A 25,152-nucleotide genomic window follows, 5' to 3' on the forward strand; every position below is an offset into this window, starting at 1 on the left:
AGCACATGGCGTGTTGCAACCCTCGGCGCTTACTTCTGCTTTGCGTTGATCACGGCTTCCGCGACGTTGTTCGGCGTTTCAGCGTAGTGCTTGAACTCCATCGTGTACGTCGCGCGACCTTGCGTTGCCGAGCGCAGTGAAGTCGAATAGCCGAACATCTCCGCAAGCGGTACTTCGGCGCGCACCAGCTTGCCGCCACCGCCGGCGATGTCTTCCATGCCTTGCACCATGCCACGACGGCTCGACAGATCGCCCATCACGTTGCCCATGAAGTCTTCCGGCGTTTCCACTTCGACGGCCATCATCGGTTCGAGCAGTACCGGTTTGGCCTTGCGCATGGCGTCCTTGAACGCCATCGAACCGGCCATGCGGAACGCGTTTTCGTTCGAGTCGACGTCGTGGTACGAACCGAAGGTCAGCGTCACTTTCACGTCGACCACCGGATAGCCCGCCAGCACGCCGGCCTTCAGTGTTTCCTGAATGCCCTTGTCGACTGCCGGAATGTATTCACGCGGAATCACGCCGCCCTTGATCGCGTCGACGAATTCGTAGCCTTTGCCTTGCGCCGACGGTTCGAGCGTGATCACCGCGTGGCCGTACTGGCCGCGGCCGCCCGACTGCTTGACGAACTTGCCTTCGACGTCTTCGACCTTGTTGCGCACCGTTTCGCGGTAAGCAACCTGCGGCTTGCCGACGGTCGCTTCGACGCCGAACTCGCGTTTCATCCGGTCGACCAGAATTTCCAGGTGCAACTCGCCCATCCCGGAGATGATGGTTTGGCCGGATTCTTCATCCGTCTGCACGCGGAACGACGGGTCTTCCTGCGCCAGACGATTGAGCGCGATGCCCATCTTTTCCTGGTCGACCTTGGTTTTCGGCTCGACGGCCTGCGAAATCACCGGTTCCGGGAAGATCATCTTTTCAAGAATGATCACGTGTTGCGGATCGCACAGCGTGTCGCCCGTGGTCGCTTCTTTCAGGCCGACTGCCGCGGCAATGTCGCCGCAGTAGACTTCCTTGATTTCCTTGCGCTCGTTCGCATGCATCTGCAGGATCCGGCCAAGGCGTTCCTTCTTTTCCTTGGTCGCGTTGTAGACGGTATCGCCCGAATTCACCACGCCCGAATACACGCGGAAGAAAATCAGTTGGCCCACGAACGGGTCGGTCATGATCTTGAAGGCGAGCGCGGAGAACGGATCGTCGTCTTTCGGATGCCGCTCGATTTCGTTGTCGTGCTCGTCGTGTCCGGTAATCGCGGGGATGTCGAGCGGCGAAGGCAAATAGTCGATCACCGCGTCGAGCATGGCCTGCACGCCCTTGTTCTTGAACGCGCTGCCGCACAGCATCGGCACGATCTCGTTGGCGATGGTACGCACACGAATGCCGTGCTTGATTTCATCTTCGGTCAGCGTCCCACCGTGCAGGTATTTGTCGAGCAGCTCCTCGCTCGCTTCAGCGGCAGCCTCGACCATCTTGTCGTGCCACTCCTTCGCGGTCGCCTCGAGCTCGGGCGGAATGTCCCGGTACTCGAACTTGATGCCCTGGTTCTCTTCGTCCCAGTAGATCGCCTTCATCTTGACGAGGTCGACCACGCCCTGGAAATGATCTTCCGCACCGACCGGAATCTGGATCGGCACCGCGACGCCCTTCAGGCGATCGCCGATCTGTCGTTGCACACGGAAGAAGTCCGCGCCGACGCGGTCCATCTTGTTGACGAACGCAATGCGCGGCACCTTGTACTTGTTCGCCTGACGCCACACGGTTTCGGACTGCGGCTGCACGCCGCCGACCGAGTCGTACACCATGCAGGCGCCGTCGAGCACGCGCATCGAGCGCTCAACTTCAATTGTGAAGTCGACGTGACCCGGGGTGTCGATGATGTTGATCCGGTGTTCCGGATAGTTGCCGGCCATACCCTTCCAGAAAGCAGTCGTGGCAGCCGATGTGATCGTGATGCCGCGCTCCTGCTCCTGTTCCATCCAGTCCATCGTCGCAGCACCGTCGTGAACCTCGCCGATCTTGTGGGTCACGCCTGTGTAGAACAGGATGCGTTCAGTGGTGGTGGTTTTGCCGGCGTCGATGTGAGCGCTAATGCCGATATTCCGGTAGCGCTCGATGGGAGTCTTGCGGGGCACGTGAACCTCCTTGAAATGGCGCGCCTGAAACGCTTGCCGGGCGGCAGTCTGTGCTGCCCGGGGAGCCTTGGATGCTGCTTTACCAAGAATACTAGGATAGCGCGTCGGCCTGTCTTTTGCAGGAATCTTGCCAGCCGCGTGTGAAGGCCTGCTGGTATGGGCTCGCGCGACGGCGCCGGCCTCTGCCGGGTGGTGCCGGGCATCACCCGCCCCGCGCTGAATGGAAAAAAGCCGGCGCCTCGCGAAAGGCACCGGCTTTTTGTGAAAAGCGGCCGCTGAAGACTCGGCAGGGTGTCGTCGTGGTCGACGCGCCTTTATTGTGCGGCCGGCAAGCCCTGGATCTTCATGCCCGGTTTGATGCCTTTCGACGAGAACCAGCCCTTGCTCATTTCCAACGCATACACGCCGTTGTTCTTCGGGCAGTGATTGTTGGTGGTCTCGGCCTGCATCTCGTCGATGTCGGTGACCGTGCCGTCGGCGCGGATGAAAGCGATCGACAGCGGGATCAACGTGTTCTTCATCCAGAAGCAATGCACGGCGTTTTCATTGAAGACGAACAGCATGCCTTCATTCGGCGCGAGGGTCGTGCGATACATCAGACCCTGTTCGCGATCGGCGTCGTTAGCGGCGACGGCTGCGTCGATCACGAACATGCCCGCGGTCAGCTTTGCGCGCGGAAAGTCGCCGGGCTGCTTAGCGCCCGCCGGCATCTGTTGCGCATGAGCGGGGGCAGCGGTGGTCGCGGCGAACGACATCGCGGCGAGCGGCAGTGCAACGGCAACAGCGAAACGCGCAATCAACGAGCGCATGGGAAATCGCACGGCATGACTCCTTGCTGAAATTTAACTCGCGAATGTTACGCGAGCGCGTCAAAAACAAAAAGGCAGATCGCCTTGCGGTGATCTGCCTTTCAACGCCGTAAGAACGGCAATGAAGCTAGTTCTTGACTGCGTTTTTACAACAAACTTACTCCGAAGCGCCCGAAGCTGCAGCTGCTGCTGCTGCCTTCTTGTGCGACTTCTTGTGAGCGTGCTTCGTGGTCTTCTTTGCCGACGAAGCTGCTGCCATCGGAGCTGCCGAAGCTGCTGCCGGTGCCGAAGCTTGTGCGAATGCTGCCGTTGCGAAGAGACCAGCGACCAGAGCGGCGATCAGTTTGTTCATTTTGTGAATCCTCAGCTTTAGTTGATTAACCAAATGACCCGGTTATATGTAGAGTCATGTCGGTAAACGTGCCATCCACCTTTCGGTTGACAGCCGCATCGAACATTTTTTCGACGCGTCTGCTTAGCGCTCAGACTCCCCGTACTCACCGCGAGAGCGGCGTGTGCAAAGGCCCTTAAGGCTGAATGCCGGATAGCTTCGGGCGGCATCTGCGTCGAATAACGCCTGAGCTCGCGCACCGGTTGACGTGAATTTCGTGGAAAATTTATATGCCGACGTGCTGAAGCAAATGAATGGCCGCAGAGCGATCGTGAACGCAATTGTTTCACGCGTTTTTCATATTGGTTTCACGCGCTATTTTGTTTGCGGATACAACGAGTTAGCTTTCTCGCCGGGGGGTCAAAATAGCGGTTCGATGCGGGTTCAGTGTGGGTTCGGTGCAGACATGGCGCGCATGCAAATGCGTTCAGGCGATGCCTTCCCATGGGGCCTTCAGCGGCAACTCGACACTCTCTCCCGGCTGCAGCCCAAGCGAAAAAATATCGAGTGCGCCGATACCGGCACGCACGAGACGCAATGTCGGGAAACCCACTGCGGCGGTCATGCGTCGTACCTGGCGGTTCTTGCCTTCAGTGATCGACAACTCGATCCATGTGGTCGGAATCGCGGCGCGATAGCGGATCGGCGGCGTGCGAGTCCAAAGCGAGTCGGTCGGCTCGACGTATTCGGCGCGGCAGGGCCGTGTCACATAATCGCCGAGGTCGACACCGCGTGCGAGCTTCTTCAGCGTGGCATCATCGACTGCGCCTTCCACCTGTGCCCAATAACGTTTGACAAGTTTGTGACGCGGCTCGGCGATGCGCGCTTGCAGCGCGCCGTCGTCGGTAAGGAGAAGCAGCCCTTCGCTATCGGAGTCGAGCCGGCCCGCCGGATAGATGCCGGGCACTTTCACCCAGTCGGCCAGCGACGCCCGCGTTTCATGCGGCGAAAACTGACAGATGGTGCCGAACGGTTTGTTCAGGGCGAGGAGTCGCATAGAGGAATCGATGAAGGTCGAGCGGCGGCGGGAGCGTGCCGCGCAGGCCAGGAGGGGCGCTGGCTCGGTAGTAAATGGCGGAATAATAATGCATAATGATCTGCTGCAAGTCCTCTGTCTTATATAAGACATAAGACTAAACGAGCGACTGATTTTGATTTTCGACAATGTTGGAAAACCCCGAGCGGCATACCGGCTCGTGGCTGCGTCGGCGTGGGCTAGAATAGACGACCAGGCCGCTCGCGGGCGTCCGGCATTGCGCGTAGCGAGGAGCACCCGGTTTTCGCAGTCTCCCATCAGCTTTCAGCACAGCCTTCACTGGAGTCCGATCATGCCGTATCAGCACATCAAGGTTCCGACCGGCGGTGACAAGATCACCGTCAACGCAGATTTCTCGCTCAACGTTTCCGACCAGCCAATCATTCCGTATATCGAAGGCGACGGTACGGGCCTCGACATCACGCCGGTGATGTTGAAGGTGGTGGATGCCGCGGTAGAAAAAGCCTACGCGGGCAAGAAGAAAATCCACTGGATGGAAATCTACGCCGGCGAGAAGTCGACCAAGGTGTACGGCCCGGACGTGTGGCTGCCGGAAGAAACGCTGCAGGTGCTGAAGGAATACGTCGTCTCGATCAAGGGTCCGCTCACCACGCCGGTCGGCGGTGGTATCCGTTCGCTGAACGTCGCGCTGCGTCAGGACCTCGATCTGTATGTCTGCCTGCGCCCGGTGCAGTACTTCAAGGGCGTGCCTTCACCGGTGCGTGAGCCGGAGAAGATCGACATGGTGATCTTCCGCGAGAACTCGGAAGACATCTATGCCGGCATCGAATGGCCCGCCGGGTCGGAAGACGCGAAGAAGGTCATCAAGTTCCTGCGCGAAGAAATGGGTGTGAAGAAGATCCGCTTCCCGGAAACCTCAGGGATCGGTGTCAAGCCGGTGTCGCGCGAAGGCACGGAGCGCCTCGTGCGCAAGGCGATCCAGTATGCGATCGACAACGAGCGCCGCTCGCTCACGCTGGTGCACAAGGGCAACATCATGAAGTTCACCGAAGGCGCGTTCCGCGACTACGGTTATGCGCTGGCGCAGAAGGAATTCGCTGCGGAGCTGATCGACGGCGGTCCGTGGATGAAGATCAAGAACCCGAAAACGGGCGGCGACATCGTGGTGAAAGACGTGATCGCCGACGCGTTCCTGCAGCAGATCCTGCTGCGTCCGGCGGAATACGACGTGATCGCCACGCTGAACCTGAACGGCGACTACATTTCAGACGCGCTGGCCGCGCAAGTCGGCGGTATCGGGATTGCGCCGGGTGCGAACATGTCGGATTCGGTCGCGATGTTCGAGGCCACGCACGGCACGGCGCCGAAGTACGCCGGCAAGGACTACGTCAATCCGGGTTCGGAAATTCTCTCGGCTGAAATGATGCTGCGTCACATGGGTTGGACTGAAGCGGCCGACCTGATCATCAAGTCGATGGAAAAGTCGATTCTGCAAAAGCGGGTCACGTATGACTTCGCGCGCTTGATGGAAGGCGCGACGCAGGTGTCCTGCTCGGGCTTTGGCCAGGTGTTGATCGAAAATATGTAAGCGATTCGCGCTGGTTTTTCCAGCCTGAGTCAACAAAACCCCGGCGCCGTGAGGTGGCCGGGGTTTTTTGTTTTACAGCGCATGAAGCGCATCTGCATGCGATTCATGCATTCCTACAGCGTTTGCTCAAAACGCCACGTCACGTTACGACGTTTCAAGAGGTCGCATCCGACCAATATCGAGAACTCCCCGCACCCCGTCGGGTACGGTACGCCCGGCTGGAAATCGCGCCCGCCTGTTAGCGAGGCGCGCCCACCTGCCGGCGAACCCAACCAACTTCCCTGCGTGAGAGTGACAAAACGATGACCCACAAAGATTCCGTTGCCAATGTGTATGTCGCCACCCCCAGCTATGGCGCGGTCGTGACGACCGACTACGCGCTCGGACTTCTCGACCTCTACGACGAGGCGGCCCAACAAGGCTTCGGCTTGCGGGTCAACTTCAACAGCTTCGACAGTCTGATCACTCGCGCGCGCAACACCATGGTGGCGGAATTTCTCGCCGATGCCCGCTTCACGCATCTGATGTGGATCGACGGTGATATCGGCTTCAAAGGCGCGGATGTGGTTCGCCTGTTGCAGGCCGATCGGCCGGTGGTGGCCGGCGTCTATCCGCTGAAGAACGATGGGTGGCCGGCCGCCGGTCTGGAGCAGGCGGTCCCGGCCGGTTCGACGAAGGCCGATTTTCGCGCCCGCCACGCCATGTACCCCGCAATAGTGCGGGGAGATGTACTGGAAGCCGACGCTGACGGCTTTTTCGACGTTCTCTATGCGCCCACCGGCTTCATGCTGATCAAGCGAGAAGTCTTTCTGGCGCTGATGCAACGCTTTCCTGAGCTTCATTGCCGTTCGAGGCTCGCAGGCCGTCCGGAACTGGATACGGGCGAGCCGGCGGCATTCCTCTACGCGTTCTTCGACACCATGATCGATCCGGAGTCGCGGTTGTATCTGTCCGAGGACTATGCATTTTGCCGCCTCATCGCAAGCATCGGTATCACGCCAGCGGTCGATGCGCGGTCGAATCTGCGGCACCAGGGCATTGCAGTGTACGAAGGCGATCTCGCTCGCAGTCTGGCGCTACAACGTGCGACGGCGGGTAGTCGTGCGGCCGCCAACGGGTGACTATCGAAAGCGTTCGGAAAGGAAAGCGGGTGTCCAGTATTTGAGACATTCGCTTTGTCGACGTTTCAAGCCACGGTAGCCGCAGTGGCAATCCGCCTCAAATTAGAACGCGCCGCCCAAAAAAAGAAACCCGGCACGGAGCCGGGTTTCAAAGGACGGGTAACGAACAGGTTCAGGCAGGTGCCTGGATGTTCGATGCCTGTTTGCCTTTCGGGCCTTGCACGACCTCGAAGGTTACTTTTTGACCTTCCTTGAGGGTCTTGAACCCATTCATCTGGATGGCCGAGAAGTGTGCAAACAGATCCTCACCACCTTCGTCAGGCGTGATGAATCCGAAACCTTTTGCGTCATTGAACCATTTGACCGTACCAGTTGCCATTCCAACTTCCCCTGTAACTCATGTCACTACCACGAGCCCTCGAAAAGCTCGACGGCCGCGCGATGCAGCCGCTCCCTCCTCACAAGCTCACCATCGGCATTTTTTCGATTTATGGCGCAGTGAAAAAAGTGCCAGCTTGATTGTTGAGGCTCTTTATTCGAGTGTCAAGAAAATTTTGAGATGTCGTTGTCGCGTTGCAAACAGGCGTTTTCCAGGGTTTTTCCCGCTTTTGTTTTCTTATGTGCGGTTGCCCAAGCGTGCTGTCTTGAAAAGTCGCATAATCGACTCACATGCTGTTCTGCGGGTCGCACGCCGTCCGCTGGCCGGGCGCGTGCCGTCAGCCAGTATGGGCAGGTTGTGCGATACTCGATCCGACTGCGGCGCAGCACGGCCGCGACGCATCACAGGATAGGGGCCGGCTCCGCAATCGGCTCGTCGAACGACGCACCGCTTGGGGGTATTTACCCATCAGGCGGGAGCGAACGGGCTCACCGGCCGGTCGGCCGGGTTTTGACAGGATTGCGGGCCTGTCCTAGTTGTTTAGAATGGGTGTATGGCGATTATCCCGGACAAGCAGGACGGCACCGTACTGGAGCGGCAGGAAAAGAAGCTGAAGCCGCCTTCCATGTACAAGGTAGTGCTGCTGAATGACGACTTCACGCCAATGGAATTTGTCGTGATGATCGTGCAGGAATATTTCAATAAAGATCGTGAAACCGCAACGCAGGTGATGTTGAAGGTGCATCGCGAGGGCAGGGGAGTTTGTGGGGTCTATACGCGGGACATCGCGTCGACCAAAGTCGAGCAAGTCGTTACCCACGCACGGCAGGCCGGGCATCCGCTGCAGTGTGTGATGGAGGAAGCATGATTGCCCAGGAACTGGAAGTCAGCCTGCACATGGCGTTCATGGAAGCACGCCAGGCGCGGCACGAGTTCATAACGGTCGAACATCTTTTGCTGGCACTGTTGGACAATCCAACAGCGGCGGAGGTGTTGCGTGCATGCGCGGCCAATATCGAGGATCTGCGCCAGAACCTGCGCAACTTCATTCATGACAACACGCCGACCGTGCCTGGCACGGACGACGTCGACACGCAGCCCACGCTGGGTTTCCAGCGTGTGATCCAGCGCGCGATCATGCATGTGCAATCCACCTCGAATGGCAAGAAGGAAGTGACCGGCGCGAATGTGCTGGTGGCGATCTTCGGCGAGAAGGATTCGCATGCGGTGTACTACCTGCAGCAGCAGGGCGTGACGCGTCTGGATGTGGTGAATTTCATCTCGCATGGCATTGCCAAGACCAGCAGCACGGACGCCGCGAAAGCGAGCGACGCGAATGCCGAGTCCGACGAAGCCGCCGCGCAGAAGGAAACGCCGCTCGCCCAGTTCACGCAGAACCTGAACCAGATGGCGAAAGACGGCCGCATCGATCCGCTGATCGGACGCGAGTCGGAAGTCGAGCGCGTGGTCCAGGTGCTATGCCGCCGCCGCAAGAACAATCCGCTGCTGGTCGGTGAGGCCGGTGTCGGCAAGACCGCGATCGCCGAAGGGCTCGCCTGGCGCATTACGCGCGGCGAAGTGCCGGATATTCTGGCCGATGCGCAGGTGTATTCGCTCGACATGGGCGCGCTGCTCGCCGGCACCAAGTATCGCGGCGACTTCGAACAACGCCTGAAGACGGTCCTCAAGGAATTGAAGGAACGTCCGCACGCAATTCTGTTCATTGACGAAATTCATACGCTGATCGGCGCCGGCGCTGCGTCGGGCGGCACGCTGGACGCGTCGAATCTGCTGAAGCCGGCGTTGTCGTCGGGCACTTTGAAGTGCATCGGCGCGACCACGTTCACGGAATATCGCGGCATCTTCGAAAAAGACGCGGCATTGTCGCGCCGCTTCCAGAAGGTCGACGTGACTGAGCCGACCGTCGAGCAGACGGTGGCGATCTTGCGCGGGCTGAAGTCGCGCTTCGAAGAGCACCACGGCGTGAAGTATTCGTCGGGCGCACTGTCGGCGGCGGCTGAGTTGTCGGCACGCTTCATCACGGATCGTCATCTGCCGGACAAGGCGATCGACGTGATCGACGAAGCGGGCGCGGCGCAACGCATCCTGCCGAAGTCGAAGCAGAAGAAGACCATCGGCAAGAACGAGATCGAAGAAATCATCTCGAAGATTGCTCGTGTCCCACCGCAAAGCGTGTCGCAAGACGATCGCAGCAAGCTGCAAACGCTGGATCGCGATCTGAAGAGCGTGGTGTTCGGGCAAGACCCGGCCATCGACGCACTGTCGGCCGCGATCAAGATGGCGCGTGCGGGTCTCGGCAAGCTGGATAAGCCGATCGGCGCGTTCCTGTTCTCCGGCCCCACGGGCGTCGGCAAGACGGAAGTGGCGAAGCAACTGGCTTTCACGCTGGGGATCGAATTGATCCGCTTCGACATGTCGGAATACATGGAGCGTCATGCGGTGAGCCGTTTGATCGGCGCGCCGCCGGGCTATGTCGGTTTTGACCAGGGCGGTCTGCTGACCGAAGCCGTCACGAAGAAGCCGCACTGCGTGCTGCTGCTCGACGAAATCGAGAAGGCGCATCCGGACATCTACAACGTGCTGCTGCAGGTGATGGACCACGGCACGCTGACGGACAACAACGGCCGCAAGGCGGATTTCCGCAACGTCATCATCATCATGACGACGAACGCGGGCGCCGAGGCAATGGGCAAGGCGGTGATCGGCTTCACGAATCGTCGGGAAACCGGCGACGAAATGGTCGACATCAAGCGCATGTTCACGCCGGAGTTCCGTAACCGTCTGGACGCAACGATCAGCTTCCGCTCGCTCGATGAAGAAATCATCATGCGCGTGGTCGACAAGTTCCTGATGCAACTGGAAGATCAGCTGCACGAGAAGAAGGTCGATGCGCTCTTCACCGACGCGCTGCGTGCTCACCTCGCGAAACACGGTTTCGATCCGTTGATGGGTGCGCGGCCGATGCAGCGTCTGATCCAGGACACGATCCGTCGTGCGCTGGCCGACGAGTTGCTGTTCGGCAAGCTGATGAACGGCGGCCGCGTGACGGTCGACGTGGATGCGGAAGACAAGGTGCAGTTGACCTTCGACGAGCATCCGGCGCCGCGTAATCCGAATCCGGAAGCGGTTGAGGTTGAGTAAGTCGGTCGAGTAAGCGTTTCAGTCTCATCTGAAAGCAGAACGGCGCGGGTTGAACCCCGCGCCGTTCTGCTTTTTGCGTTGCGCGAAGCGCTTGTTGGAAGCAAGCGAGGCTTCAACGCTTATCGATCGATAGGGCTTAGTGCTTGCCGGTGCTGCCGAACCCGCCTGCGCCACGCTCGCTGGTCTCGAAATCGTCGACGATGTTGAATTCAGCTTGCACGACCGGCACGATCACCAGTTGGGCAAGGCGCTCCATCGGATTCAATACGAACGTGGTTGTGCCGCGATTCCAGGTCGAAATCATCAGTTGCCCTTGATAATCTGAATCGATCAGCCCGACCAGGTTGCCCAGCACGATGCCGTGTTTATGACCCAGACCCGAACGCGGCAGGATCAGCGCCGCGTAACCCGGATCGGCGACGTGAATCGCCAGACCCGTCGGCACCAGTGCGGTTTCGCCGGGTTTGAGGGGCAGCGGTTCGTCGAGGCAGGCGCGTAGGTCGAGGCCCGCGCTGCCGGTGGTTGCGTAGGCCGGGAGTTGTTCGCGCATGCGCGCATCGAGAATCTTCAGGTCGAGTTTCATGCAGGTTCGAAGGGTTAAGGAGTGGAGGCCGGGCGTCCGAGTTGGAACGCGTCGGCGAGAAGTTCATAGGAGCGCAGCCGGGCGCGATAGCTGCCCGCTACGGTGAGCACGATCAATTCATCGGCCTGGAACTGCTCCTGCAAGGCATGCAGCCGCTCAGTGACGGTTTCCGGCGTGCCGATGATGCTGCGCGGCTTCTCGCGGTCGATCACCAGTTGCTCACGCACGCCGTATTCCTGCGCAGCGCCTTGCTCGACCGTCGGAATCGGCGCATTCAGGCCAAGGGCCATCTGCACGCGGCGCAGGTCGACCGCTTTTTCCAGGTCGGCGGCTTCCTGTTCGGTGTCGGCGCAAATCACAAATACCGAGGCGGCCAGATAGGGCTGTTCTGTTTCCAGGCTAGCCTTGAAGCGTTCACGATAAGCCAGCGCCACCTGATGCCCGAAATGCGCGTTGATGAAATGCGCGAACGCAAAGCGGATGCCGAGTTGCGCCGCCAGCAGGCCGCCGAATTCACTCGACCCGAGTACCCACAATTGGGGACGCGTAGCGATTTGCGGTTGAAGCAGCACGCCGTGCCCAAGGTGATCCTCGGGCAGTGTGCCGTGCATCAGGCCGACCAGATCGGCGACCTGCTGCGGAAAAATCTCGCCGCGATTGTAGGCACCGGCCGCGACCGCCTGCGCCGTGCGCATGTCGCCTCCTGGGGCGCGTCCTACGCCGAGGTCGATACGGTTCGGAAACAGTGCCTCGAGCATCATGAATTGCTCGGCGACCTTGAAAGGGCTGTAGTACGGCAGCATCACGCCACCTGAGCCGATTCGAATGCGTTTGGTCACGCTGCCGAGGCGCGCCAGCATCACCTCGGGGCACGGGTTCGACACGCCGCGCAAGCCGTGATGCTCGGCGCACCAATAGCGCGTGTAGCCGAGGTCGTCAGCCAGTTGCGCGAGTTCGACGGTGGCGGCGATTGCGTCCGCCACTGAGTGCCCGTCGATCACGGGCGTTTGATCGAGCACGGAAAGTAGCGTCATGTCAGTACTGCTCCAGATGAATCGGTGCGCTAGAGGCGCTCGCGGCGAATGCAACATGCGCCGCCGCGCGCGGCTTTAGCGAATCAGACTTGTGTCGGGCAGACGCCTGGCAATTTCTACGATCAATGCGCGCGCGAGCGTCTGCTTGTCGGCGCGCGGCAGCTTGGTGGCACCTGCCGCTTCGAACAGGATGACTTCGTTATCGTCCATGCCGAAGGTCAGTGGACCGAGATTGCCGATCAATAAAGGCACGTTCTTGCGCATGCGCTTTTCTTCGCCGTGCACTTCGAGGTCGCCGCTCTCGGCCGCGAAACCGACTGTGAACGGCGGATGCTGCAGCTTGGCAATCGCTGCCAGAATGTCCGGATTCTCGACGAACGTGAAGGTGGGCAGCGCGCGCTCGGCAGTCTTCTTGATCTTGTGTTCGCTGGCGTGATCGACGCGCCAGTCGGCCACCGCGGCCACGCCGATGAAGATGTCGGCGTCGGCGACCGAGCGCATCACCGCATCGTGCATTTGCTGCGCGGTTTGCACGTCTTGGCGGAACACGCCCCACGGCGTTTCCAGCGCCACCGGACCAGCGACCAGATGTACCTCGGCGCCGGCTTGTTGCGCGGCGCGCGCCAGCGCAAAGCCCATCTTGCCGCTCGAACGATTGGTGATGCCGCGCACCGGATCGAGCGGTTCGAAAGTCGGGCCGGCGGTCAGCAACACGCGGCGGCCGGAGAGGATCTTCGGCGAGAAGAATGACGCGATCGCTTCGTAAGTCGCGGCCGCTTCGAGCATGCGCCCGTCGCCGACTTCGCCGCACGCTTGCGGACCCGAATCGGGACCGAGCACTTCAATGCCGTCCGCGCGCAGTTGCGTGACGTTGCGTTGGGTGGCCGGGTTCTGCCACATCTGCCGGTTCATCGCCGGCACGACGAGCAGCGGACAATCGCGTGCTACACACAGCGTCGACAGCAGGTCGTCGGCCATGCCGTGCGCGAGTTTGGCGAGGAAGTCGGTAGAGGCGGGTGCAATGACGATCGCGTCGGCTTCACGCGAGAGATCGATGTGCGCCATGTTGTTCGGCACGCGAGCGTCCCACTGGCTCGTGTAGACCGGCCGGCCGGACAGCGCCTGCATCGTAACGGGGGTGATGAACTGCGTGGCCGCTTCGGTCATGACGACCTGCACGGTCGCGCCGGCCTTGGTCAACAGACGCGTGAGTTCGGCGATCTTGTAGCAGGCAATGCCGCCCGTCATGCCGAGGACGAGGTGTTTTCCTGCGAGTTCTGCGGTTGCCAACGAAAGCCTCCGACAAAGCGTGGTCTACCTATACTCGTTAGCGCGAGCCGCGCACGCGCCGCAACTCGTCGAGCACGAGCAGGATCGCACCGATCGTGATCGCGCTGTCGGCGAGATTGAACGCCGGCCAGTGCCACGTGCGCACGTGAAAATCGAGAAAGTCGATCACATGGCCGTACGCCAGCCGGTCGATCACATTGCCGAGCGCGCCGCCCAGAATCAGCGCGAGCGCCGTGCAGAACATCTTCTGCCCGCCGTGGCGCTTGAGCAGATAGCAGATCACCAGCGCCGCGACCACGCCGAGCGCGGTGAACGCCCAGCGCTGCCAGCCGCCCGCCATCGCCAGGAAGCTGAAGGCGGCGCCGCGGTTGTACACGAGGATCAGGTTGAAAAACGGCGCGACCTCATGCGGAACACCGTAGGCGAACACCTTCTGGACCGCGATTTTGGTGAGCTGATCGAACAGGATCACGATCAGCGCGACACCGAGCCACGGCGCCAGCGAACCACCGGCGGCTGACGATTTCGACATGGTTTTCGCCATTATGCCGCGCTCCTCGCTTCACCGTTGCCGAACAGATTGCTGAAGCAGCGGCCGCACAGGGTGGGGTGCTCGGCATTGGCGCCAACGTCCGCGCGGTAGTGCCAGCAGCGTTCGCACTTCAGATACTTCGAGGCGATCACTTCGACGCCTTCTTCCGCTTCGCTGTCGACCTTGACGACGGTCGCCGCCGACGTGATCAGCACGAACTTCAGGTCGTCGCCGAGGCTCGTGAGCGCGTCGTAACGCGCGCCGCTCGCGCGGATTTCGACTTCCGCCTGCAGCGACGAACCGATCAGGTTCGCAACGCGTGCTTCTTCCAGCGCCTTGGTTACGTCGCTACGCGCGGCGCGCAGCAGCGTCCATTTGTCGAGCAGATCACCCGCTTCCGGCACCGCCGGGAACGCGTGATAGGTCTCGGTGAAGATCGTTTCGCTGTTCGGCGAGAAGATCTTCCACGCTTCTTCGGCGGTGAACGACAGGAACGGCGCCATTAGGCGCAGCAGACCGTGTGCGATGTGATACAGCGCGGTCTGAGCCGAGCGGCGTGCGACGGAGTCAGCCGCCGTGGTGTACAGACGGTCTTTCAGCACGTCCAGATAGAAGCCGCCCAGGTCTTCCGAGCAGAACGTCTGCAGCTTCGCGACCACCGGGTGGAACTCGTACTTGTCGTAGTGCGAGAGGATGTCGTTTTGCAGGTTCGCCGATAGCGCCACCGCGTAACGGTCGATCTCGAGCCAGTCTTCGACCGGACGCGCGTGTTGCGCGAAGTCGAAGTCCGACAGGTTCGCGAGCAGGAAGCGCAGCGTGTTGCGGATGCGGCGATAACCTTCCGTCACGCGCTTCAGGATCTCTTCGGAGATCGCCAGTTCACCCGAGTAATCGGTCGAGGCGATCCACAGACGGATGATTTCCGCGCCAAGGCGGTTCGCCACTTCATGCGGGTCGATACCGTTGCCGAGCGACTTGCTCATCTTGCGGCCTTCGCCGTCGACGGTGAAGCCGTGCGTGAGCAGCGCGTTGTAGGGCGGGCGGCCGTCGAGCATCGAAGCGGTCAAGAGCGACGAGTGGAACCAGCCACGGTGCTGGTCCGAGCCTTCCAGATACAGGTCAGCCGGGAATTGCAGTTCGTCTTTATGCGAGCCGCGCAGCACGTGCCAGTGCGTGGTGCCCGAATCGAACCAGACGTCGAGCGTGTCGCGGTTCTTTTCGTACATGTTGGCGTCGTCGCCGAGCAGTTCGCGCGGGTCGAGCGTTTGCCACGCTTCGATGCCGGCCTTCTCGACGCGTTGCGCGACTTCTTCGAGCAATTCCAGCGTGCGCGGATGCAGCTCGCCGGTTTCCTTGTGCACGAAGAACGCCATCGGCACGCCCCATTGACGCTGACGCGACAGCGTCCAGTCCGGGCGGTTGGCGATCATGCTGAACAGGCGCTGCTTGCCCCACGACGGATAAAAGGCGGTGTTCTCGATGCCTTCGAGCGCGGTCTCGCGCAGCGTCTTGTCGGTGTCGTTCGGCTTCACGTCCATGCCGGCGAACCATTGCGAGGTCGCGCGGTAGATGATCGGCGTCTTGTGGCGCCAGCAGTGCATGTAGCTGTGCGTGTACTTCTCGGTGCGCAGCAGCGAGCCGGCTGCTTGCAGGGCTTCGACGATCTGCGGATTGGCCGCCCAGATCGACAGACCGCCGAACAGCGCGAGCGATTCGATATAACGGCCGTCGCCCATCACCGGGTTGATGATGTCCGAATCGGCCATGCCGTGCGACTTGCAGGACACAAAGTCTTCCACGCCATACGCCGGCGACGAGTGCACCACACCCGTACCCGTTTCGGTCGTCACATAGTCGCCGAGATAAACCGGCGCCGTGCGCTTGTAGGCCGGATGCGCGGAGGCGAGCGGATGATTGAAGCGCAGGTTGACGAGCTTCGCGCCCGGCGTGGTCGCGATGACCGTGCCTTCCACTCCGTACAGTTTCAGGCAAGCTTCAACGCGCTCTTCGGCCAGGATCAGCAAACCGCGCGGTGTATCGACCAGCGCGTAGACGATTTCCGGATGCAGGTTCAGCGCCTGGTTGGCGGGGATGGTCCACGGCGTGGTGGTCCAGATCACGATGCCGCCTTCGTTGCGCGGCAGCGCATTCAGGCCGAACGCCTGCGCGGTCTTCTCCGGCTCGGCGAAGCTGAACAGCACGTCGATGGTCGGATCCGTCTTGTCCTTGTACTCGACTTCCGCTTCGGCCAACGCCGAGCCGCAGTCGAAACACCAGTTGACCGGCTTTAGGCCGCGGAAGACGTAACCCTTTTCCATGATCTTCGCGAGCGCGCGGATTTCGCCGGCTTCATTCGTGAAGTTCATGGTCTTGTACGGGTTGTCCCAGTCGCCGAGCACGCCCAGACGGCGGAAGCCGACCTTCTGCTTCTCGATCTGTTCGGTCGCGTAGGCGCGCGCCTTCTGCATCACTTCGGCGGCCGGCAGCGACTTGCCGAACTGCTTTTCGATCTGGATTTCGATCGGCATGCCGTGGCAATCCCAGCCCGGCACGTAGACCGCGTCGAAGCCCGCCAGATTGCGTGCCTTGACGATCATGTCCTTGAGGATCTTGTTGACCGCGTGGCCGAGGTGGATGTCGCCGTTCGCATACGGCGGGCCGTCGTGCAGGATGAACTTCTTACGGCCTTTGCTGGCCGCGCGGATCGTCTCGTAGACCTTGCGTTCCTGCCATTCCTTGACCCATTGCGGCTCGCGCTTGGGCAGGTCGCCACGCATCGGGAACGGCGTGTCGAGCAGGTTGACCGGGTAGCGTGACTGCGGTTTCGAATCGGCTTTCTTGTTGCTCATGATGAGGTCGCGGTGAATTCTTTCTAAGCGCAGCGAGGCTGCGGTATGCGCAAGATGCGCAGGGCGTTGGGCGCGCCCGGCAGGCATGTCGCGTGATCCACGGACGCCCTTCGATGCGCGCAGCAGTGGGTACATGCAGCGCTTCAGCGCGCTCGCATGTACCGCGGCGGCTATCTAATTCGGTCGGTGGCCGAGGTGGCGAAACCGGTGGAACGGCTGCCCGGCGTGCCGGCGCCGACGGCCGCGAACCACGCGCGCGCATTGGCGACGTCGCGCGCGATGGCGGCGGTCAGCGTTTCGAGGTCGACGTACTTTTCCTCGTCACGCAGCTTTTTCAGGAATTCGACGCGCACGAGTTTGCCATACGCATCGCCGTGCCAGTCGAGCAGGTGTACTTCGAGCAGCACGCGGCCGGAATCGTCGACGGTGGGGCGCAGGCCGAGGCTGGCGACGCCCGGCAACGGCTCGTCCGCCACGCCATGCACGCGCACCACGAAAATGCCGGCCAGTGCCGGGCGCTTGTGCGCGATCGGCAGATTGAGCGTGGGGAAACCGAGGTCGCGGCCGAGCTTCATGCCATGCACGACGTGGCCGCTGATCAGGTAATCGCGGCCCAGCGCGGCACGCGCCGAATCGAGATCGCCCGCTACCAGCGCCGTGCGCACGCCCGAGCTGGAAATGCGCGCGCCGGACGGATCGGCCACCGTTGCCATCTGCTCGACTTCGAAACCGTGCTGTTGACCCGCGGCCTTGAGCGAGGCGAAATCGCCCGCGCGCTTGGCGCCATAGCGGAAGTCGTCGCCGATCATCACCCAGCGAGCATGCAGCCCGTTGACGATGATCCGTTCGACAAACGTATCCGGCGACTGGCTCGCGAAGGTGTGATTGAAATGCTCGACCACGACCCGGTCGACGCCGTTGGTGCGCAGCGCTTCAAGCTTGTCGCGCAGCATGGCGATTCGCGGCGGCGCGCCAGCGGGGTTGAAGAACTCGCGCGGGTGCGGCTCGAAGGTCATCACGCAGACGGGCAGGCCGCGTGCATCGGCGGCGGCCCGGACGTGGGCGAGCAAAGCCTGATGGCCGCGGTGGACACCGTCGAAGTTGCCGATGGTCAGTGCGCAGGGCGCACGGCTTTCGGCATTGGGAAGACCGCGGAAGACTCTCACGATAGCGGGTTTGAGGTAGGGCGGCCGAGATGCCGCAAAACAAACGATTATAAACGCTCAGCGCACGAGACGGCGGCGCGTCGCCGTTTCAGTGTCCCCCGAATGATAAAATCCGCGGATGAAAAAACTCGTCATCCTGATTTCCGGACGGGGAAGCAACATGGAAGCTATCATTCGCGCCTGCGCGGACGAAGGCTGGGCGGCGCAAGTCGCCGCTGTGATTGCCAACCGTCCTGACGCCGCGGGCCTTGCGTTCGCTGCGTCGCACGGCATTGCCACGGCGGTGGTCGACCACCGCCAGTTTCCCGATCGCGACAGCTTCGACGCCGCGCTGGCGCAAGAAATCGACAGCTTCGCGCCTGATCTCGTCGTGCTCGCCGGCTTCATGCGGGTGCTCACGGCCGGTTTCGTCGACCATTACGCCGGGCGCATGCTGAACGTGCATCCGTCGCTGCTGCCGAGCTTTCCGGGCCTGAAAACCCATCAACAGGCACTTGACGCCGGCGTGCGGCTGCACGGCGCGTCGGTGCATTTTGTCACGTCGCAGCTGGATCACGGGCCGATCGTCGCGCAGGCTGCCGTCCCCGTTGAGGCCGGCGACACCCCCGCCACGCTCGCCGAACGCGTGCTGGCAACTGAACACATTATCTATCCACGCGCGGTGCGCTGGTTCGTCGAAGGGCGTCTTGCTCTCGACGGCTTGCGTGTCACGCTTACGCCGCCGGAGCCGCAATGGCTCTTTGCCGGTCACACCGCCGGAGAGGGCGCATGAGATTACATGGTTTTTTGATTGGACAAACCGAGACTTTGCTGGCTGAAGTCCTGAAGCTGAACGGTCCGGCCGACGCCACGACGAGCCGCTTTTTCCGCGCGCATCCGAAGCTCGGGCACGGCGAGCGCGGCGTGATCGCCGAGGCGGTCTTCGCCGTCCTGCGCCGCCGGATGGAATTCGCCCATCTGGCCGAAGGCGGCGCGGGCAGCCCGGCGCGCCGCATGGCCTTGCTGGGACTGATGCAAACGGCCGGCCGCACGGCCCTCAAGCCGTTCTTGTCGGACACCGAATCGCACTGGCTCGAACACGTCGCGAAGATCGACCCTGAAAGCCTGCCGCTGCGGATTCGCCTGAATCTGCCCGACTGGATCTATCAGGCGCTCGCGAAGCGCTTCGAACCTGCGGAACTTGCGCAGCTGGCCGCCGCGCTGAATTATCCGGCGCCGCTGGACCTGCGCGCGAACCCGATCAAGGCAAGCCGCGACGACGTGCTGAACGCGCTGTCGAAGGCAGGCATCGAAGGTGGCGCGACGCCTTTCGCACCGTTCGGCGTGCGGGTGGTCGGCAAGCCGCCGCTGACCAAGCTCGACGCGTTCCAGCACGGCTGGGTCGAAGTTCAGGACGAGGGCAGCCAGTTACTGTGTTCGCTGGTCGCCCCCAAGCGCGGCGAAATGATCGTGGACTTCTGCGCGGGCGCCGGCGGCAAGACGCTGGCACTGGGCGCGGCGATGCGTTCCACCGGGCGTCTGTACGCCTTCGACGTCTCCGAGCGGCGTTTGGCCAAGCTCAAGCCGCGCCTCGCGCGCAGCGGGCTGTCGAACGTGAATCCGGTGCTGATCGACAGTGAACACGACGCCAAGATCAAGCGTCTGGCCGGCAAGATCGACCGCGTGCTGGTCGACGCGCCGTGCAGCGGCCTCGGTACGCTGCGTCGTAACCCGGACCTGAAGTGGCGCCAGTCGCCGGAATCGGTCGCCGAACTGGCGCCGAAGCAGGCGTCGATTCTGGCCAGTGCCTCGCGTCTGGTGAAGAAGGGCGGCCGTCTCGTCTACGCAACCTGCTCGATTCTGGAAGCGGAAAACGAAGCCGTCGTGCAGCAGTTCCTCGCCGACCATCCGGACTTCGCATTGGTGCCGGCGCGCGACGTGCTCGCCGAGCAGCGCATCGACCTGGAAATGGGCGATTACCTGTCGCTGTGGCCGCACCGCCACGCTACCGACGGCTTCTTCGCAGCCGTGCTGGAACGCCAGAGCTAAACGCAACCGGCTGTCTGCCGGCGCAAACGGGTTTCTTTTCTGAACTGAACCCCGCTGCTCCGGCGATTTCGGCGACATCATGCAAAACCGCATTTTCCCTCATATGTTCGGCGACCTCGCGCGCGACTTCGGCCAGCCGGTGATGCTGTGGCAGGTCGGCGTCCTGCTCGTGACGCTCGGCATTGCCTGGCTGCTCGCGCGCCTGTTGCGCCGCACCCTCGATCTGCGGCGCCAGACGCGTTACCAGACCTTGCGTTTCGGCGCGGAAAGCCTGAACCGCGCGTTCTTTCCGCTGATTGGTGCGGCGTTCGTGTGGCTTGCGCAGGCGATCACCGGCCCGTTCATGCACACCGCGCTGCTCGATCTGGCGCTGGTGCCGCTGTTCGGTATCGGTCTGATTTACATCGTGTTTTTCTTCGCGCGGCGGGTTTTCAGTCAGGACGGCTCGAACCATCCGTGGCTGTTCCTCGTCGAGAAAATCGTTTCGCTGGTCGTCTGGATCGGCATGGTGCTCACCGTGATGGGCATCCAGGACGACGTGATCACCTGGATGGGCAGTGTGCGCTTCCGGGTCGCGAATGCGCACATGACGCTGCTTTCGCTTACCACGGGGCTTCTGTGGGTGTGCGTGACGATGATCGTTGCGATGTGGCTCGGCGCCACGTTCGAAGACCGTCTGATGCGCTCCAAGACGCTCGACGCCAACCTCAAGGTGGTGGTGGCGCGAGTCGGGCGTGCTGCGTTCGTGCTGGCGGCGGTGTTGATCAGCCTGTCGCTGGTCGGCATCGACATCACGGTGCTCGGTGTGTTCGGCGGCGCGCTGGGTGTCGGGCTCGGGTTCGGCTTGCAGAAGATCGCCAGCAACTACGTCTCGGGCTTCATCATCCTGATCGACCGCTCGCTGCGCATCGGCGACACCATCAATGTCAGCGGCTTGCAGGGCATGGTCACGCAGATCCGCACGCGTTATACGGTGGTGCGCGGCCTCGACGGCATCGAAACGCTGATTCCGAACGAAAAGCTGATTACGGACGTGGTGCAGAACCAGTCGTCCTATTTGACGCGCGGCTACGCCAAGGCGGCCGTGCAGGTCGCCTACTCCACCGACGTCGAGCAGGCGATGGCGTTGCTCGCCGAGGCCGCACAGGGCGTCGCGCGGGTGCTGCAGGAACCGGCGCCTACGCCTTATCTGGTTGGTTTCGGCCCCGACGGCATCAACCTCGAACTGGGTTTCTGGATCGAAGACGCGGCAACAGGCACGTCAGGCGTGCGCTCGGCCGTCAATCGCAACATCTGGCGTCTGTTCTCCGAACACGACATCGCAATTCCTTTCTCGCAACGCGAAGTGCGAATCGTCGGCAACGTCAGCGACGCCATGCCGCAAGCGGTAACAATGACTGCTCCCGTGGCCAATCAGGCCGACAGCGCCCACTGACGGGCACTTCGAACCCGCCGGCGGGTCCAAAAAAGACCGCCGGCGCGTTCCATCTGGTTGATACCGCACAAAAAATCCCTATTTGTTACAAACACTTGGAACGCTTCAAGTAGAATATCGTCCAATCCCGCTGTATGCTTTCACTTTCTTGACACGCGCATTTCGCGTGTGTCTGGCGTCTCTTGTTCCACAGGTAAATTGCCTTGTTGAATTCCTTGCTCGATTTCCTTGCTCACGGTTTGCTGCACTTCTCGTGGTGGCAACTTGTGCTGTACACGCTGGTCGCGACGCACATCACGATCATTGGCGTAACGGTCTATCTGCATCGCTGCCAGGCGCACCGTGCGCTGGAGCTGCATCCGATCGTCAGTCATTTTTTCCGTTTCTGGTTGTGGATGACCACCGGTATGCTGACCGGCCAATGGGCCGCGATTCACCGTAAGCACCACGCCAAGTGCGAGACCGAAGAAGATCCGCACAGCCCGCAAACGCGCGGCATCTGGAAGGTGCTGCTCGAAGGCGCGGAACTGTACCGTTCCGAAGCCAAGAATGAAGAAACGATGCGCAAGTTCAGTCACGGCACGCCGAATGACTGGATGGAACGCAACGTCTACACCAAGTACCCGATCCTCGGCGTGAGCCTGATGATGGTGCTGAACGTCGCGCTGTTCGGCGTCGTCGGCCTGACGATCTGGGCCGTGCAGATGGTGTGGATCCCGTTCTGGGCAGCAGGCGTGGTGAACGGCCTCGCGCACTGGTGGGGCTACCGCAACTTCAACTCGTCGGATGCCAGCACCAACATCTTCCCGTGGGGCATCATCATTGGCGGTGAAGAGCTGCATAACAACCACCACACGTATGCGACGTCGGCCAAGCTGTCGAACAAGTGGTACGAGTTCGACATCGGCTGGATGTACATCCGCATCATGTCGGCGTTCCGTCTGGCCAAGGTGAAGAAGATCGCGCCTACGCCGCGTCTGACCACTGGCAAGCTGGTGCTCGATCAGGACACGTTGCAAGCCGTGCTGGCAAACCGCTACGAAGTGATGGCGCGTTACGGCAAGGCGCTCAAGCGCGCATATCGCCAGGAACTGGCGCATCTGAAGGAAGTGGGCGCGCGCGAGAAGTATCAGGTGATGCGCGGTGCGCGTAGCTGGTTCCACAAGGAAGAAGCGGGTCTCGATGAACCGCAGAAGCGCCAGTTGCCGCAGATCTTCGCGAACAGCCAGAAGCTCAAGACCTACATCGACATGCGCAATGAACTGGCGGCGATGTGGGAGCGCTCGAATGCGTCGCGTGATCAACTGCTGATTCAGTTGCAAGACTGGTGTCATCGGGCGGAACAGAGCGGTATCAAAGCACTGCAAGACTTTGCGATGCGCCTGCGCCGTTATGCCTGATCGTATGCCTGAGCGCGAAATCTATTAAAATTTCGTTACGTCACAAAACCCCGCGTTGGCGGGGTTTTGCTTTTTGGGCCGCGGCAATTTCAACGACACGCGATTGACAGTCCGCGGCGGCAGAGCGAAGGCAGAGGAGATCATGGATCAGCAGACGATCAGGACCGTCGAATACGACCGGCCACAGGCGCAGGGCACGACCTGCGGGATCGGGCAGGCTTGGGCGAAGGTGCCCGACGTGCCGTCGGCGGAACAGAAGGTGGAGTTGAAGGAACGCATCCGCGCATTGCTTAAGCGCGAGAAAGCCGTGCTCGTTGCGCACTACTACGTCGACGCGGAACTGCAGGAACTCGCCGACGAAACCGGCGGTTGCGTGGCCGACTCGCTGGAAATGGCGCGCTTCGGCCGCGATCACGAGGCGCAAACGCTGGTGGTGGCGGGCGTGCGCTTCATGGGTGAGACCGCGAAAATCCTGAGTCCGGACAAGCGCATTCTGATGCCGGATCTCGACGCGACCTGTTCGCTCGACCTCGGCTGTCCGGTCGATGAATTCTCGGCGTTCTGCGACGCGCACCCGGATCGCACGGTGGTCGTGTACGCGAACACCAGTGCGGCCGTCAAGGCTCGGGCGGACTGGATGGTGACGTCGTCGATCGGGCTGGAAATCGTTGCCGATCTGCACGCACGCGGCGAAAAGATCATCTGGGCGCCAGATCGGCATCTCGGTAGCTATATCCAGAGCAAGACGGGCGCGGACATGCTGCTGTGGCAGGGCTCGTGTCTCGTGCACGACGAATTCAAGGGCATTGAACTCGATCTGCTGCGCGCCGAGTATCCGGACGCGAAAGTTTTGGTGCATCCGGAGTCGCCGGCTAACGTGGTCGCGCAAGCGGACGTGGTCGGCTCGACCACGCAGTTGATCGACGCCGCGCAAAAACTTGACGCGACGCATTTCATCGTGGCGACCGATCTCGGCATTCTGCACAAGATGCAGCTCGCCGCGCCGGGCAAGACGTTGATCGCCGCGCCGACGGCCGGCAACAGCGCGACCTGCAAGAGCTGCGCGCATTGCCCGTGGATGGCGATGAACGGCCTCGCCAATCTGGCCGAGGTGCTCGAACGCGGCCACAACGAAATCTTCGTCGATCGAGCGATCGGCGAACGGGCGCGTCTGCCGATCGACCGGATGCTCGACTTCGCGGCGCGTCACAAGAAACGCGTGCAAGCCAGCGGCGATCTCGCACGCGACGCGCAACTGTATTCGAACGTGGGAGCGGCGTAATGGGGGCGGTTGAAGGGGCAGTTGAGCGCAATCAGGTCGAGGCGGTGTCGCCGCTGTTCGCGGAGATTCATGCGCAGTATGGCGCTGCATTCGATGCTGCGCTGGCGCGCAACGTCGCCGACGCGCTGGCCGAAGATGTTGGCGCAGGCGATCAGACCGGCCGCCTTGTCCCTGCAGACGACGTGCGTGATGCGCGCATCATCGTGCGCGAAGATGCCGTGCTGTGCGGCGTGCTCTGGTTCAACGCGGTGATGCGCCAGGTCGATCCGCGTATCGATGTGCAGTGGCGTTATCGCGAGGGCGATCGGATGACGGCGGATATGCCGATCTGCGAGCTGCGTGGCCCTGTCCGTGCGCTGTTGACTGCTGAACGCAATGCGTTGAATTTCCTGCAACTGCTGTCGGGCGTGGCGAGCGCAACGCGCCGCTATGTCGACGCAATTGCCCACACCCAAACGCGCATTCTCGATACACGTAAGACCTTGCCGGGCTTGCGGCTCGCACAGAAATACGCGGTGCGCGTGGGCGGCGGGGCGAATCAGCGGCTCGCTTTGTACGACGGCATTCTTATCAAGGAAAACCACATCGCCGCGGCGGGCGGCGTCGATGCCGCAATGGATGCGGCGCTCGCGCTGAATGCGGGCGTGCCGATCCAGATCGAAGTCGAAACGCTGGCGCAGTTGGAAACCGCGTTGGCGCATCGCGCCCAATCCATTCTGCTGGACAACTTTTCGTTCGACGCGATGCGTGAAGCAGTGCGTATCACGGCAGGGCGGGCGGTGCTGGAGGTGTCTGGCGGTGTGAACTTCGAGACGGTGCGTACCATCGCGGAAACGGGTGTCGACCGCGTGTCGATCGGTGCGCTGACCAAAGATGTGCGTGCAACGGATTACTCGATGCGAATCGTCTGAGCCGCGCACGCTTAAGCGTTCGCAATCCATGAAAAAGCCATCGCTGGGAAACCGGCGATG

21 protein-coding genes are annotated in these 25,152 nt (G+C 61.6%); 10 read left to right on the forward strand and 11 right to left on the reverse strand.

Annotation, left to right across the window (positions count from 1 at the left end; genetic code table 11):
• Positions 1-29: 29 nt before the first annotated feature.
• The 4 genes from fusA to M0D67_RS04490 all read right to left on the reverse strand — a co-directional run bounded on the left by fusA (position 30) and on the right by M0D67_RS04490 (position 4,332).
• Positions 30-2,135, reverse strand: coding sequence for an elongation factor G (fusA, locus tag M0D67_RS04475; protein ID WP_168435939.1), 2,106 nt, complete (start codon positions 2,133-2,135; stop codon positions 30-32).
• Positions 2,136-2,449: 314 nt separating this feature from the next.
• On the reverse strand, positions 2,450-2,956 hold the full coding sequence (locus M0D67_RS04480) for a DUF192 domain-containing protein (protein WP_168435940.1): 507 nt from the start codon (positions 2,954-2,956) through the stop codon (positions 2,450-2,452).
• Positions 2,957-3,101: 145 nt separating this feature from the next.
• Positions 3,102-3,296, reverse strand: a complete 195-nt coding sequence (locus M0D67_RS04485; protein WP_041758551.1) for a hypothetical protein — start codon at positions 3,294-3,296, stop codon at positions 3,102-3,104.
• Between the two features lie 466 nt (positions 3,297-3,762).
• The gene (locus M0D67_RS04490) at positions 3,763-4,332 is read right to left on the reverse strand and encodes a pseudouridine synthase (RefSeq protein ID WP_054042670.1); all 570 of its coding nucleotides are present in this window, start codon (positions 4,330-4,332) and stop codon (positions 3,763-3,765) included.
• A gap of 331 nt (positions 4,333-4,663) precedes the next feature.
• Between M0D67_RS04490 and icd the strand changes: the two genes are divergently transcribed.
• On the forward strand, positions 4,664-5,920 hold the full coding sequence (gene icd, locus M0D67_RS04495) for an NADP-dependent isocitrate dehydrogenase (RefSeq protein ID WP_154565866.1): 1,257 nt from the start codon (positions 4,664-4,666) through the stop codon (positions 5,918-5,920).
• A gap of 302 nt (positions 5,921-6,222) precedes the next feature.
• On the forward strand, positions 6,223-7,041 hold the full coding sequence (locus tag M0D67_RS04500; RefSeq protein WP_266237492.1) for a hypothetical protein: 819 nt from the start codon (positions 6,223-6,225) through the stop codon (positions 7,039-7,041).
• Positions 7,042-7,213: 172 nt separating this feature from the next.
• Here the strand turns inward: M0D67_RS04500 and M0D67_RS04505 are convergent, their stop codons facing one another.
• Positions 7,214-7,420 (reverse strand): cold-shock protein, encoded by a 207-nt coding sequence (locus M0D67_RS04505; protein WP_007180614.1) that lies wholly within the window; start codon positions 7,418-7,420, stop codon positions 7,214-7,216.
• Positions 7,421-7,973: 553 nt separating this feature from the next.
• Here M0D67_RS04505 and clpS point away from each other — a divergent pair.
• Positions 7,974-8,288, forward strand: a complete 315-nt coding sequence (gene clpS, locus M0D67_RS04510) for an ATP-dependent Clp protease adapter ClpS (protein WP_006050100.1) — start codon at positions 7,974-7,976, stop codon at positions 8,286-8,288.
• A complete protein-coding gene (gene clpA, locus M0D67_RS04515; RefSeq protein ID WP_074282414.1) occupies positions 8,285-10,582 on the forward strand; it encodes an ATP-dependent Clp protease ATP-binding subunit ClpA in 2,298 nt (765 codons plus the stop codon). The genes clpS and clpA overlap by 4 nt, the downstream gene beginning before the upstream one ends.
• A 136-nt stretch (positions 10,583-10,718) precedes the next feature.
• Here clpA and dut read toward each other — a convergent pair whose 3' ends face one another.
• The 6 genes from dut to M0D67_RS04545 form a co-directional block, all read right to left on the reverse strand.
• A complete protein-coding gene (gene dut, locus M0D67_RS04520; protein WP_266237495.1) occupies positions 10,719-11,165 on the reverse strand; it encodes a dUTP diphosphatase in 447 nt (148 codons plus the stop codon).
• Positions 11,166-11,179: 14 nt separating this feature from the next.
• Entirely contained in the window at positions 11,180-12,199 is a 1,020-nt protein-coding gene (locus M0D67_RS04525; protein ID WP_154565869.1) for an LLM class flavin-dependent oxidoreductase, read from the reverse strand.
• 75 nt (positions 12,200-12,274) lie between these two features.
• Positions 12,275-13,489 carry a bifunctional phosphopantothenoylcysteine decarboxylase/phosphopantothenate--cysteine ligase CoaBC gene (coaBC, locus tag M0D67_RS04530; RefSeq protein ID WP_154565870.1) on the reverse strand — a complete coding sequence of 405 codons (1,215 nt, stop codon included), beginning with the start codon at positions 13,487-13,489 and terminating at the stop codon, positions 12,275-12,277.
• A 37-nt stretch (positions 13,490-13,526) separates the two neighbouring features.
• The gene (gene lspA / locus M0D67_RS04535; RefSeq protein WP_093638890.1) at positions 13,527-14,033 is read right to left on the reverse strand and encodes a signal peptidase II; all 507 of its coding nucleotides are present in this window, start codon (positions 14,031-14,033) and stop codon (positions 13,527-13,529) included.
• Entirely contained in the window at positions 14,033-16,870 is a 2,838-nt protein-coding gene (gene ileS, locus M0D67_RS04540; RefSeq protein WP_266237498.1) for an isoleucine--tRNA ligase, read from the reverse strand. Before ileS ends, lspA begins: the two co-directional genes overlap by 1 nt.
• A gap of 170 nt (positions 16,871-17,040) precedes the next feature.
• Positions 17,041-18,036 carry a bifunctional riboflavin kinase/FAD synthetase gene (locus tag M0D67_RS04545; protein ID WP_168435941.1) on the reverse strand — a complete coding sequence of 332 codons (996 nt, stop codon included), beginning with the start codon at positions 18,034-18,036 and terminating at the stop codon, positions 17,041-17,043.
• A 118-nt stretch (positions 18,037-18,154) separates the two neighbouring features.
• Here M0D67_RS04545 and purN point away from each other — a divergent pair, with 118 nt between their 5' ends.
• From purN to nadC, 6 genes are all read left to right on the forward strand, one after another.
• Positions 18,155-18,808 (forward strand): phosphoribosylglycinamide formyltransferase, encoded by a 654-nt coding sequence (purN, locus tag M0D67_RS04550; protein ID WP_093638893.1) that lies wholly within the window; start codon positions 18,155-18,157, stop codon positions 18,806-18,808.
• The gene (locus M0D67_RS04555; protein WP_154565873.1) at positions 18,805-20,064 is read left to right on the forward strand and encodes an RsmB/NOP family class I SAM-dependent RNA methyltransferase; all 1,260 of its coding nucleotides are present in this window, start codon (positions 18,805-18,807) and stop codon (positions 20,062-20,064) included. Before purN ends, M0D67_RS04555 begins: the two co-directional genes overlap by 4 nt.
• A 79-nt stretch (positions 20,065-20,143) precedes the next feature.
• Positions 20,144-21,499: a mechanosensitive ion channel family protein gene (locus M0D67_RS04560; RefSeq protein ID WP_154565874.1), complete on the forward strand. Its 1,356-nt coding sequence runs from the start codon at positions 20,144-20,146 to the stop codon at positions 21,497-21,499.
• 203 nt (positions 21,500-21,702) lie between these two features.
• On the forward strand, positions 21,703-22,899 hold the full coding sequence (locus M0D67_RS04565; RefSeq protein WP_154565875.1) for a fatty acid desaturase: 1,197 nt from the start codon (positions 21,703-21,705) through the stop codon (positions 22,897-22,899).
• A 142-nt stretch (positions 22,900-23,041) separates the two neighbouring features.
• Complete coding sequence (gene nadA / locus M0D67_RS04570; RefSeq protein ID WP_154565876.1) at positions 23,042-24,181, forward strand: quinolinate synthase NadA; 1,140 nt, start codon at positions 23,042-23,044, stop codon at positions 24,179-24,181.
• Complete coding sequence (gene nadC, locus M0D67_RS04575; RefSeq protein WP_154565877.1) at positions 24,181-25,092, forward strand: carboxylating nicotinate-nucleotide diphosphorylase; 912 nt, start codon at positions 24,181-24,183, stop codon at positions 25,090-25,092. The genes nadA and nadC overlap by 1 nt, the downstream gene beginning before the upstream one ends.
• Positions 25,093-25,152: the final 60 nt, after the last annotated feature.

Source organism: Paraburkholderia sp. SECH4, from assembly GCF_030511745.1.
Lineage (GTDB): Bacteria > Pseudomonadota > Gammaproteobacteria > Burkholderiales > Burkholderiaceae > Paraburkholderia > Paraburkholderia madseniana.

Coding starts and splice junctions, on each gene's coding strand:
- M0D67_RS04490 (WP_054042670.1), bottom strand. CDS start 4,332: ATGCGACTCCTCGCCCTGAACAAACCGTTCGGCACCATCTGTCAGTTT.
- purN (WP_093638893.1), top strand. CDS start 18,155: ATGAAAAAACTCGTCATCCTGATTTCCGGACGGGGAAGCAACATGGAA.
- M0D67_RS04555 (WP_154565873.1), top strand. CDS start 18,805: ATGAGATTACATGGTTTTTTGATTGGACAAACCGAGACTTTGCTGGCT.
- nadA (WP_154565876.1), top strand. CDS start 23,042: ATGGATCAGCAGACGATCAGGACCGTCGAATACGACCGGCCACAGGCG.
- icd (WP_154565866.1), top strand. CDS start 4,664: ATGCCGTATCAGCACATCAAGGTTCCGACCGGCGGTGACAAGATCACC.
- M0D67_RS04485 (WP_041758551.1), bottom strand. CDS start 3,296: ATGAACAAACTGATCGCCGCTCTGGTCGCTGGTCTCTTCGCAACGGCA.
- clpA (WP_074282414.1), top strand. CDS start 8,285: ATGATTGCCCAGGAACTGGAAGTCAGCCTGCACATGGCGTTCATGGAA.
- nadC (WP_154565877.1), top strand. CDS start 24,181: ATGGGGGCGGTTGAAGGGGCAGTTGAGCGCAATCAGGTCGAGGCGGTG.
- ileS (WP_266237498.1), bottom strand. CDS start 16,870: ATGAGCAACAAGAAAGCCGATTCGAAACCGCAGTCACGCTACCCGGTC.
- M0D67_RS04525 (WP_154565869.1), bottom strand. CDS start 12,199: ATGACGCTACTTTCCGTGCTCGATCAAACGCCCGTGATCGACGGGCAC.
- M0D67_RS04505 (WP_007180614.1), bottom strand. CDS start 7,420: ATGGCAACTGGTACGGTCAAATGGTTCAATGACGCAAAAGGTTTCGGA.
- clpS (WP_006050100.1), top strand. CDS start 7,974: ATGGCGATTATCCCGGACAAGCAGGACGGCACCGTACTGGAGCGGCAG.
- lspA (WP_093638890.1), bottom strand. CDS start 14,033: ATGGCGAAAACCATGTCGAAATCGTCAGCCGCCGGTGGTTCGCTGGCG.
- dut (WP_266237495.1), bottom strand. CDS start 11,165: ATGAAACTCGACCTGAAGATTCTCGATGCGCGCATGCGCGAACAACTC.
- M0D67_RS04500 (WP_266237492.1), top strand. CDS start 6,223: ATGACCCACAAAGATTCCGTTGCCAATGTGTATGTCGCCACCCCCAGC.
- M0D67_RS04560 (WP_154565874.1), top strand. CDS start 20,144: ATGCAAAACCGCATTTTCCCTCATATGTTCGGCGACCTCGCGCGCGAC.